Annotated in this window: 5 protein-coding genes; all 5 read left to right on the top strand. The window is 61.6% G+C overall.

Going from position 1 to position 6,636, the window contains the following annotated elements; translation table 11 throughout:
• Positions 1–192 precede the first annotated feature (192 nt).
• The 5 genes from ACZI8Q_RS20355 (at position 193) to ACZI8Q_RS20335 (ending at position 6,507) form a co-directional block, all read left to right on the top strand.
• Positions 193–1,464 carry a metal-dependent hydrolase family protein gene (locus ACZI8Q_RS20355; protein WP_463375393.1) on the top strand — a complete coding sequence of 424 codons (1,272 nt, stop codon included), beginning with the start codon at positions 193–195 and terminating at the stop codon, positions 1,462–1,464.
• Between the two features lie 120 nt (positions 1,465–1,584).
• Positions 1,585–2,298 (top strand): ATP-binding cassette domain-containing protein, encoded by a 714-nt coding sequence (locus ACZI8Q_RS20350; protein WP_463375394.1) that lies wholly within the window; start codon positions 1,585–1,587, stop codon positions 2,296–2,298.
• Between the two features lies 1 nt (position 2,299).
• Complete coding sequence (locus ACZI8Q_RS20345) at positions 2,300–4,264, top strand: YhgE/Pip family protein (protein WP_463375392.1); 1,965 nt, start codon at positions 2,300–2,302, stop codon at positions 4,262–4,264.
• An 85-nt stretch (positions 4,265–4,349) separates the two neighbouring features.
• Positions 4,350–5,762: a glutamate decarboxylase gene (locus tag ACZI8Q_RS20340; RefSeq protein WP_463375391.1), complete on the top strand. Its 1,413-nt coding sequence runs from the start codon at positions 4,350–4,352 to the stop codon at positions 5,760–5,762.
• An 82-nt stretch (positions 5,763–5,844) separates the two neighbouring features.
• Positions 5,845–6,507, top strand: coding sequence for a hypothetical protein (locus ACZI8Q_RS20335; protein ID WP_463375390.1), 663 nt, complete (start codon positions 5,845–5,847; stop codon positions 6,505–6,507).
• Positions 6,508–6,636: the final 129 nt, after the last annotated feature.

Here is a 6,636-nt window from a genome sequence, read left to right as displayed (position 1 = left end):
CACGCCGCGCCTGGGCTAGCCCCCCCCCTGTGTCGGCTATGGCCACACCGGTTCAGCTCACGCGAACCGGTGTGACATTCGCCGTTTCGGGGGTGGGAGCATCATCTCGGTCGTCCCACGTGGTCCAGACGCGTTCGGTCGAATTTTCCAATTCCGGCAAATGCGGCGTGGTGTGCTGGGTACGTTTGCCGCATGGTTGCTCATTCGCGCTTGCTCGTTCGCAACGTGCGCGTCTTCGACGGAATCAACGAGGCCGTGACCGAAGGTGCCGACGTCCTGATCGAAGACGCCCACATCAGTGCGGTGTCGACATCGCCGATCGGCGACGCACCGGGTGAGGACACCGTCGTCATCGATGGCGGCGGGCGCTTCCTGATGCCGGGTATGTCGGATGCGCACGTTCACCTCATGGGGAACGCGAACAGCTACCTCGACTTCGTCATGGGCGCCACCGGAATCCTGTTCGGTAACACCATCGCCGAGGCCCGTCGCATGTTGATGCGCGGTTTCACCTCCGTCCGGGACATGGGAGGCGACACCGCACCGGTCCAAACCTTGATCGACAGTGGAAAATTCGAAGGTCCGCGCATCTTTCCGAGCCAGGCGATGGTGTCACAGACTTCGGGACACGGCGACTTCGCATTCGTCTACGAGACCCCATATGCGTTCGACGGTGGACCCAGCCGTACCGACTCGATCGGGTTCACCCGTGTCGCCGACGGCGTAGACCAAGTGTTGACCGCGGTCCGTGAGCAGCTACGAAAAGGTGCGACCCAAATCAAGCTCACCATCGGTGGTGGGGCCGCGTCGATGTACGACCCGCTGTACACCTTGCAGTTCACTCCGGACGAAATGCGTTCGGCAGTGCAGGCCGCCGAAGACTACGGCACTTATGTTGCCACCCACGTGTACACGGTGCCCGGTATCAAGCGCGCCATCGAAGCAGGTGTCCGTTCCATCGAACACGGGCACCTTGCGGACGAGTCGACGATTGCGCTGATCGCGGAGAAGGGAATCTGGCTGTCGATGCAACCCTTCGCCGAAGAAGATCACCACTACCCGGACCCGGATCGTTCGCAGAAGAACCGTGACATCTGCACCGGAACCGAGCAGGTGTACGGCTGGGCGAAGAAGCACGGCGTCAAGGTCGCGTGGGGCACCGACCTGCTACTCGAACCCGAATCCGCTGCGCGACAGAGCGTCATGGCCGCCAGACTCGGTGACTTCTACAGCAACACCGAGGCGCTGAGGATGCTGACCTCCGGAAACGGATCACTACTGGAGATGGCGGGCGAACGTAACCCGTACCGGTCGGCGAGGTTGGGTGTCATCGCACCAGGCGCATGGGCCGATGTGCTTCTGGTAGACGGAGACCCGATCGCGGACCTCTCGATCATCGCGAACCCTGACAAGCGTTTCACCCTCATCGTCAAGAACGGCCGGATAGTCAAGAACATGCTGTAGACGACGGCGACGGGTACGGCAGCGGAATATCCGAATCACCACAGAACATCGCACGTACGAAGGAATTCAATCGTGACAACCTCTGATGGAGACGACGAACCGATCACCGCCCCTGTCGCAGTGCACGGCGACGGTCCGGAGCAGGTCCTGATCGAGGCATCCGGGATCGAGGTCCGCGCATCGTGGGGGCACATCTACGGACCCGTCGACGTGAGCGTCATGGCCGGGGGAGTGACCGTTCTGGTCGGCTCCGGTGGACGTGGTCGTACCGCACTGCTGCTCACACTGGCCGGGCGGATGCGACCGTCCTCGGGGACCCTCACCGCATTCGGGCGTACCGACAAAACAAGACACCTGTTCGCTCGTGCGGCCATTGCGGATATCGGTGAGGTCGACGGGATCGAGCAGACCATACGAGTGTCCGACGTCGTCACCGAGCAGAAGCGATGGGCGGCACACTGGTACAAGTGGGTTCCGCCGGCGGGCCAGGATGACCTCGAACGTATGTGCCGCCCCGTGTTCGGTGACCTGACGCTCCCGTCACTGGGCGCCTATGTCGAAGAGCTGCCCGAACTGACCGCGGCGCTGCTTCGCATCGCGATGGCCAATCTGAGAAAGCCACCACTACTGGTCGTCGGTGGGGTGGATCGGTTGACCCGCATCAGTAACGCGCAATTGCTGATGAGTCGACTCGTGGCGTTGGGCCGGGAACAGACCGTCGTCACCGCGGACGTCAACGGCACATTCGTCGACAGCGGTGTGCGAGATGTCATCGCAGTCCCCAACCTCACTGACGACGAGTTCGTCAGGATCGAACAAGAAGATCGGATCTGACATGCTTGCCGCATTCTCACCTGGGAGCGATTTCAAGCGCTACTACCGGGGCCGAATGCCGAGACTCGCCCTGATCGTCATCATTCTCATGCCGCTGATGTACGGCGCGCTGTACCTGTGGGCGTTCTGGAATCCGTTCGCGGCCGCGGACAAGATGCCCGTCGCCGTGGTCAATCTCGATCGCGGTGCAACAGTCCAAGGTAAACCACTCGACGCCGGTAGTCAGGTCACCGAGGGACTCGTCGATTCCAAGCAACTCGATCTGCACGTCGTCGACGAGGACGAGGCCAGAACGGGCGTCGACCACGGAAAGTACTACTTCTCGATCACCCTGCCCCCCGACTTCAGTCAGTCCCTGACCTCCCCCCTCGGTGACGACCCGAAATCTGCAGAGCTGATCTTCACCTACAACGACACCAACAACTACCTCGCAACCGTCATCGGCCAGGACGCTGCGCAGCAGGTGGTAAACCAGGTAGGTGCGCAGGTGGGAGCGCAGACATTCGAGATCGCGCTCAACGAGGTGGGGCAGCTCGAACCCAAACTCCGGGAAGCCCAAGCCGCGGTCAACGAGCTCAATTCGGGTATGCAGACCGCCAACACCGGGGCCCACGAAATTGCCACGAACCTGGTGACCGCCAAGGACGGCGCCGCTCGGTTGGCGGGAGGGCTCGGTGAACTTGCCTCAGCGGTGGACCAAGCCACCGTGCCGATCCTCGATGCGCTCAACCAGGCCGGCACCACCGGGATCAGTGCGGGCGAGCTGAACGCCGCCGCCGACCGACTCGGTGCGAATGCGGGTGCCGTCGCAGATCGCCTCAACGATGCGGCGACAACGCAAACGCAGGCCAGCCGGGCACTGGCCGAAATCCAGGCTCATCTGCGTGCCCACCCGGACCCTGCTGTGCAGGGTTTGGCCGACGCACTCGCCCCAGTGGAAGGTTTCCTCACCTCCCGCGGACTCGGCGCCGATGCCAACAATCTGATCAACGTCGTCCGCAACGACGCCCAAGTGTTGTCACAGCAGCTCGGAAACCCGAGCAGTCCACTGCGTACTGCGATGACGCTGTTCGAGAACAACGGGCTGCGAAACGATATCTCCGCCGCGCGGGGGGCCGTCGACGAACTCGGATCAGGATCGGCTCAACTGGCGCAAGGCTTGGTGGAACTCAGTAACGGCGCCAACCAACTCGCCGATGGCACCACCCAACTTGCGGGTGGGACCACAGAACTCGTGACCAAGGTGGACGAGGGCATCAGCATGATCCCGCACTGGAGCAAGTCGCAGCAGGACCAACTGGCCACGACACTGGCGAATCCAGTACAGCTGAAGGAGGATTACCAGAACAAAGCCGATACCTTCGGTACCGGCTTCGCTCCGTTCTTCTTCGGCTTGGCGTTGTTCGTCGGCAGCATCATCGCCTGGATGCTGTTCACTCCCTTGCAGTCTCGTCCCATTGCCCAAGGGCTGAACTCGCTGCGAGTGGTGATGGCCTCGTTCGCGCCCACGTTCTTCGTCGGCATACTGCAGGCCGCGATCTTGTACCTCGTCGTGGTATTCGCAGTCGGACTACGGCCCGTCTATCCGGTGGCGACCTTCCTGTTCATGCTGCTGATGGTCGCGGTGTTCCTGGCGATGATTCAGATGTTCAACGCGTTGTTCGGCGCGGCAGTCGGACGGGTGGTCACACTCGCGTTCCTGATGGTCATGCTGACGTCTGCTGGCGGCATCTATCCGGTCCAGACCACGACCAAACCCTTCCAATACATTCACTGGGTCGATCCGATGACCTACACGGTGAACGGTCTGCGGCAGTTGACGGTGGGCGGCGTCGACTATCGCTTGTGGGTGGCCATCGCAGTCCTCGGAGGACTGACGATCACGTTCCTGGCGATCTCGACGTGGGCGGCGAGACGCGATCGCCAATACACGATGGATCGGCTGTATCCGCCGGTGGAGGTGTAGCGCAACGGGAATGGCGACGAACGCCGGTTGTACGGACATCCGAATTCGAATCGACCCAGAAGTATCGAAGCCCCGAGGAGGACAAGTGACCCGAGTCAAGCACACGAACGCGCGTCATACCACGAACGTAGGTTCTTCATCGTTGGACCTGAACAACGTCTTCGTACGACCAGGTGAGGCCACCGAGCTTCCCAAGTTCGAAATTCCTGAGGGACAACAACTCCCCGAGACCGCCTATCAGGTCGTGCACGACGAGGCGATGCTCGACGGTAATGCTCGTCTGAACCTGGCGACCTTCGTATCGACGTGGATGGACGACGAGGCCAAGCGCCTGTACGCAGAAACCGTCGACAAGAACATGATCGACAAGGACGAGTACCCCCAGACCGCGGCGGTCGAGGAGCGTTGTTGGCGAATCCTCGCTGGACTCTGGCACGCACCCGACGCCGAGACCACGATCGGCACTTCGACGATCGGCTCGTCGGAGGCATGCATGCTGGGCGGTCTGGCGCTCAAACGGCATTGGCAGGCGAAGCGAAAGGCAGAGGGGAAGTCAACGGAGAGCCCGAACCTGGTGCTGTCCACCGCAGTTCAGGTCTGCTGGGAAAAATTCTGCAACTATTTCGAGGTCGAGCCGCGCTGGGTACCGGTCAGCGAAGACCATATGGTGCTCGACGGACATGACCTCGAGAAGTACATAGACGAAAACACCATCGGTGTCGTCGCGATCATGGGGCAGACCTACACCGGCCTCTACGAACCCGTCGCCGAGATCTCGAAAAGGCTCGACGAAATCCAGAAAACCACTGGTATGGACGTGAGAATTCACGTCGACGGTGCATCGGGCGCGATGATCGCACCCTTCTGTCAACCGGACCTCGAGTGGGATTTTCGCGTCGACCGCGTGGTGTCGATCAACACCTCCGGCCACAAGTACGGACTGGTGTACCCCGGTGTCGGTTGGGTCGTCTGGCGTAATACCGAGGCCCTGCCCGAGAGCATGGTCTTCCACTGCAGCTACCTCGGCGGCGACATGCCGACCTTGGCGCTGAACTTCTCGCGACCCGGCGCGCAGGTGTTGTTGCAGTACTACATGTTCCTGCGTCTCGGCCGTGAAGGCTATCGACAGGTCCAGCAGGGGTCTCTCGACGTGGCCCAATATCTGTCGGCTTCGATCGCGAAGATCGGCCCGTTCGAGCTGGTCAGTAAGGGTGACACGATTCCGGTGTTCGCCTGGCGGCTCAAGGCCGGATACACCGACAAATGGAGTCTCTATGACCTCTCCGACCGTCTTCGTATGAAGGGTTGGCTGGTTCCTGCCTACCCGCTGGCCGATGATCTCGCGGATCAGACGGTGCAGCGCATAGTCGTTCGGTCGGGGTTCAGTCACGATCTGGCGTCGGCTCTGCTCCGTGACCTGGAGGGTGAAGTCGATTTCCTGGACCACCTCACCGCGCCACTGCCACGCGAGGGCACGGGTTCACACTTTCATCATTGATGGAATCCCTTGTAGGGGAGGGGGTACCTCGCGCCGGGGGCGTGGATCGTGAGGTGGGCGTGAATCGAAGAGGGGAGAGCCTATGTCTATCGAAGCAGACGTGACGCACTGGCGTCGAGCGCTTTTCACCCCCACGCTGACCAAGCAATGCTGGGGCTTCATGATCGGCTCGTCGCTCTTCGTATTGGGGTCGGCGCCCGGATTCGCCGCGTCGTTGGGCAGCGGGGCCGCCAACGTCAGCTTCTTCATCGGTGCATGGTTCTTCACGGCGGCAGCCTTGATTCAGCTATTGCTCAGTGGCCCGGTCACCGTCATAGTGTCCGACAGCCCGGGAACCATGCTCCGCGCCGAGTGGCTCGCCGGAGCCTCTCAGTTCTTCGGGACGTTGCTGTTCAACGTCAGTACCACCGCTGCACTGGGGGCCCACGCGATCAGTACGCAGAAGCACTACGTGTGGAACCCGGATGCCGGTGGCTCGGTCGCCTTTCTCATCAGTGGCGCCATGGTGCTCGTCGCGTATACGCACGTCGACAAGTTCTGGAGGCCTGGCGACGTGAATTGGTGGTCGGGGCAGATCAACCTTGTGGGCTGTATCGCTTTCGGGGTCTCGGCGGTCGGCTCCTTCATCACCCCGCAGGGGACAACCGTCGACAGCAGCGTGGCGAGTATCGGCACCTTCATCGGTGCCTTGTGCTTCCTCGTCGCATCCTTGATCGTGCTGCCGTGGTGGTCCCGCACCACCTGACGAATGTCACTGTGAGTCTGGGGTGGTCCGGTTGATACTGGATGTGTTCGGTGCGGTGGGGTCTGACTCGCAATGTCACTGACGTCGTGAGACTGTCCTGCGCGTGATGTGTCGACCCTGCCGTATCGG

The organism is Rhodococcus quanlei, assembly GCF_055231015.1.
Note: the sequence above shows the minus strand (reverse complement) of the source record. Positions and strands in the feature narration are given on the sequence as shown.

Coding starts and splice junctions, on each gene's coding strand:
- ACZI8Q_RS20335 (WP_463375390.1), top strand. CDS start 5,845: ATGTCTATCGAAGCAGACGTGACGCACTGGCGTCGAGCGCTTTTCACC.
- ACZI8Q_RS20355 (WP_463375393.1), top strand. CDS start 193: ATGGTTGCTCATTCGCGCTTGCTCGTTCGCAACGTGCGCGTCTTCGAC.
- ACZI8Q_RS20345 (WP_463375392.1), top strand. CDS start 2,300: ATGCTTGCCGCATTCTCACCTGGGAGCGATTTCAAGCGCTACTACCGG.